Origin of the sequence: Phormidium pseudopriestleyi FRX01 (genome assembly GCF_017313335.1) — a bacterium.
Taxonomy (GTDB): domain Bacteria; phylum Cyanobacteriota; class Cyanobacteriia; order Cyanobacteriales; family Laspinemataceae; genus Laspinema; species Laspinema pseudopriestleyi.
Genome location: NZ_JAFLQW010000180.1, coordinates 1 through 4558 on the forward strand (window position 1 = coordinate 1; position 4558 = coordinate 4558).

A 4558-nucleotide genomic window follows, 5' to 3' on the forward strand; every position below is an offset into this window, starting at 1 on the left:
CACTAAAGTGACTGAGTTTCCCGCATACCATGAGGTCTTATGAGAGTAAAAATCAACAGTTGGAAACGCTTTGGACTCTTTGTCTTGTCGGGGTTGTTACTGAGTTGGGCGATCGCCTGCACTCCCGGTACTGGCTCCAATTCGGGACAACCCGCATCGGGAACCTCGGAAGTTGAATTTTGGACAATGCAACTCCAGCCCCAGTTTACGGACTATTTCAACAGCTTAATCACCACTTATGAATCGGAAAATCCTGACATCAAAGTGCGTTGGGTGGACGTGCCTTGGTCCGCAATGGAAAGCAAGATTTTAGCCGCTGTTTCTGCCAAAACTGCTCCAGATGTGGTCAACCTTAATCCTAATTTTGCCACGCTTCTTGCCAGTCGCAATGCATGGCTCAACCTGGATAACCAGGTCCCGGATGACATTCGCCAGCAGTATCTTCCCAATATCTGGAAAGCGAGTACCTTAAATGGCGAAAGCTTTGGTATTCCCTGGTATCTGACCACGCGAATTTCTATTTATAACACCCAACTCTTCAAGGAAGCTGGTATTGACCAACCCCCCAGCACTTATGCTGAATTAGCACAGGTGGCCCAACAAATTCGCGACAGAACGGGCAAATATGCCCTATTCGTGACATTCGTTCCCGGGGATTCTTCCGAGGTCCTCGAATCGATGGTCCAGATGGGAATGCAACTGGTGGATGCGGAAGGCAAAGCTGCCTTTAACACCCCAGAAGGGCGCGCCGCGTTTCAATATTGGGTAGACCTCTATGAAAAGGGTTTGTTGCCTCGGGAAGTCCTCACCCAAGGGCATCGCCAAGCAGTCCAACTGTATCAAGCGGGAGAAATTGCCATCCTAGGTTCCGGACCCCAATTTTTCAAGACGATCGCCGAAAATGCCCCGAGTATTGCCGAAGTCTCTGCGGCGGCCCCCCAAATTACCGGCCAAACTGGGAAGAAAACGGCGGCAGTCATGAATTTGGTGGTACCTCGGGATACGGATGTCCCGGAAGCAGCGGTTAAGTTTGCCCTATTTGTCACCAATGATCAGAATCAGTTGACCTTTGCCAAAGATGCAAATGTCTTGCCTTCTACCCTGCAATCCCTCCAGGATAGTCATTTCCAGACATTACCCCCTGATGCCTCCCAGATCGATCGCGCCCGAATTATTAGCGCCGAGGATCTGAAGACTGCAGAGGCCCTCATCCCGGCGATGGAAGATATCCAGCAATTGCAACGGATTATTTACGACAATTTGCAAGGGGCTATGCTGGGTCAACAGTCGGTGGATCAAGCGGTCACCAATGCGGCCCAGCAGTGGGAGGCCCGCAACTAAGGGAAGGATCAGCAAAAATCTAAAAAGCCCCCTCACTGAGGGGGCTTGGGGGAATCTCTTCATTCTGCAAAAGGTTTTATCAAAAGAATCCTTCCCCCTTCATCCTTTTTTAAGTGGGAATATCAGCTAAAAAGTATCCCAGCAAATAAAGAGACCCACATAACACCGTTAGATGACTCTCTAGGTCCAGGGCTTCTTCTATGGCTGGAAATAAGTCCCGATAACAGCGAATGTCCTCTACCTCGGGACAGATATTTCGGGCAAGGGTGGCTAACTCTTCCGGTTTAGCTGAGTCATGGTCGGGGACTGGAACTAAGTATAAGTTGTCGCCCGATCGCAGTAAGGCGGTGAAGATACCGGCATGATCTTTGGTAGAAAGCATTCCCATCACCCAGGTTACCGTCGGTCGTGAGGCCCCTTCTGGGATGTTGGGGACAGTCTCGGGGGAGTTGAGACTCGCGACATAATGACTTAGGATTTGGGCTGCAGCAGCATTGTGGGCACCATCAATCAGGAGAGGGCGATCGCCTCGCATCACCCACTGAAGGCGTCCCGGCCATTGGGTTTTGGCCATCCCCTGGGCGATCGCCTCGTCGGAAATTTGCCACCCCTGTTTTCTGAGGGTTTGTACGGTGGCAATTGCCAGGGCAGAATTAATCAATTGCGCTTCACCAGGGAGGGGGAGAGGATAGCAGAGTCCTTGAGTCTGGACCCATCCCGGTTGCATCGCGACAAGAGTGGCAGGTTCGGGAAATCGGGCGGGACATCCCAGTTCAGCAATTCGGCGATCGACAACGGTTTTTGCTTCAGGGGGTAAGGGTCCGACAATTGCGGGACATCCAGACTTGAGAATCCCGGCTTTTTCCCCGGCAATATCTGCCAGGGTAGGGCCAAGGCGCTGCCAATGTTCCCAACTAATTGAGGTAATCACACTCACAATGGGGCGATCGCAAACATTAGTGGCATCCAATCGGCCCCCAAGTCCCACTTCCATCACCGCCACATCTAGCTGTTGTTGTGCAAAATACAGCCAAGCTGCTGCGGTAATCACTTCAAACTGAGTCGGGGAAGGCGCGGAGGGGTCGATCGCCTCCGTGACTTGGCGCAAGACTTCCTGCAATCCTTGTTCAGAAATTGGGCTGTCATTCACACAAATTCGTTCCGTCCAATCAACCAGATGCGGCGAGGTATAGCGCCCGACTCGATACCCCGCTTCCGTGAGAATGGCCGAAAGATAGGCACAGACAGACCCTTTTCCATTAGTTCCGGCGACATGAATCAAGGGAACGCTGTTGTGGGGATTGCCTAAATCATTTAAGAGTCGTTTGATGCGATCGAGTCCCAGTTCAACGCCAAAGCGTCCAAAGGAGGAGAGGAGAGAATCCACAGTTACCAGTGCCATTGCCACCCAATCTCGTGAAAGTTAGACCAATTTTGGTTAAGAAATTCCACTATATCAAGCAAGAGTGCTGCCAAAACCAGATATTTTTCCCCGGATTGTTCCCGACCAATCAGGTCCCCCTGTAGCAATTTCTGAAACAATACTGACGATCGCCCTAGGGAGAGGTTAGGCTATCGGATAAGTCACTCTTTAACGATCTCAACGCCCAGCAATTATGGCAACAGAACTGGCAATCGATACTCGTGGACTCACTAAGCAATTTGACCGACATATCGCGGTTAATGATGTTCATTTACAAATCGGTCCCGGGGAAGTTTATGGACTGATCGGACCCAACGGTGCCGGAAAAACGACCTTAATCCGAATGCTGGCGACGGCAGAGGAACCCACCATTGGGGAAATTTATATCAATGGGGAACGCCTACTCCGGGATAGTAATAATCCAACCCTTAAACGTCATCTGGGGTATTTGCCTGATGATTTCCCCCTGTATGATGACTTAACGGTTTGGGACTATCTGGACTATTTTGCCCGACTTTATTATCTGCGGGAACCCCGGCGGAGTCAGCGTCTTTATGAAGTCTTGGAATTAGTTCAGTTAGAGAATAAACGCCTGAGTTCGATCGCCACCTTGTCCCGAGGGATGAAACAGCGACTTTCTCTGGCACGAACCATTGTCCATGAACCGATTTTACTGCTACTCGATGAGCCAGTTTCGGGGTTAGATCCCATCGCCCGAATGCAGTTCCGGGAAATTATTAAAACCTTGCGGGAAGCGGGGATGACAATTTTGATTTCCTCTCATGTGTTGAGTGATTTGGCGGAATTGTGTACGTCGGTGGGTATTATGGAACTCGGGTATTTGGTGGAAAGTGCGCCTTTAAAAGAACTCTACCAACGCTTGAGTCGTCAGCAAATTTTAATCTCGACTTTGGGTCAGTTAGAGGCATTGGAAGCCGAACTGAAACAGTTTCCCCAAGTCGAGGGATGGGAGGTCAATTCCGATGGCAAAACCTTGCGGGTGCATTTTGCTGGGACTCCGGAAGAGAGTGCTAATTTGTTGCGATCGCTGGTGGATGCGAAGATTCCTTTGCATGAATTTCACTGCACTCAGGAAGATTTGGAAACAATTTTCCTCAAGTTAGGGCATAAACAGGCGTCTTAAACCCTAGCAATCGGTTGAGTTGGGTCTGACTAAAGTTTCGCCTAAAAGTTTATGGCTCAACGTCTAATTTTTGAAAATCATCCAAGAAGGTCTGAAATGTTTACACAATTATTAGATTATTTTGCAGAAGGAAATCCCCAGTTATTTAGAGAACTAAAAGGGCGGTTAAATCGCCATTCTCTTAGTATGATCGGGGTGTTATCTGCTCTTATTCAGTGCGTCATTGTGGGGATTTATTCAAAGCAAAATTGTATCACTTGGTCCGAAGATGTTGGGGGATACTGTCAAGATTCTCAAACGGTGATTCAGTGGGAGTCGGCCTTTGTTAGTCTTACCTTTATGCTGCCGTTGCTGTTATTGGCTGGAGGCGTCTATTTATTAAGTAGTGATTGGATGAAAGAACAACGCCGAGGAACCCTCAATTTCCTGCGGTTGAGTCCGCGAACCAGTCAAAACATTTTGCTGGGTAAATTGCTAGGGGTTCCGGTTCTCTTGTACATAGGAATCGGGTTTGCGATTCCCTTACATTTGCTCTGTGCGATCGCCGGAGGTATTCCCCTCGGGTGGGTTTTCGGTTTTTATGCAGTGCTCGTTGCCTTGGGTACTTTTCTATATACGGCATCCCTTTTGAATGTCTTATTTGTGGCCCA

General features: G+C 49.3%; 4 protein-coding genes. 3 read left to right on the forward strand and 1 reads right to left on the reverse strand.

The annotated features are described in order from the left end of the window. Positions 1-39: 39 nt before the first annotated feature. Complete coding sequence (locus tag J0895_RS06475; RefSeq protein WP_207087290.1) at positions 40-1341, forward strand: ABC transporter substrate-binding protein; 1302 nt, start codon at positions 40-42, stop codon at positions 1339-1341. 109 nt (positions 1342-1450) lie between these two features. On the opposite strand, the gene J0895_RS06480 is transcribed toward J0895_RS06475, so the two are convergent. Continuing rightward, complete coding sequence (locus J0895_RS06480) at positions 1451-2743, reverse strand: bifunctional folylpolyglutamate synthase/dihydrofolate synthase (RefSeq protein ID WP_207087291.1); 1293 nt, start codon at positions 2741-2743, stop codon at positions 1451-1453. A gap of 214 nt (positions 2744-2957) precedes the next feature. On the opposite strand from J0895_RS06480, the gene J0895_RS06485 reads away from it, so the two are divergent. Both J0895_RS06485 and J0895_RS06490 read left to right on the forward strand, forming a co-directional pair. Continuing rightward, on the forward strand, positions 2958-3908 hold the full coding sequence (locus tag J0895_RS06485; RefSeq protein WP_207087292.1) for an ABC transporter ATP-binding protein: 951 nt from the start codon (positions 2958-2960) through the stop codon (positions 3906-3908). Between the two features lie 96 nt (positions 3909-4004). Next, the coding region (locus J0895_RS06490; RefSeq protein WP_207087293.1) for an ABC transporter permease at positions 4005-4558 on the forward strand (554 nt) is incomplete at its 3' end.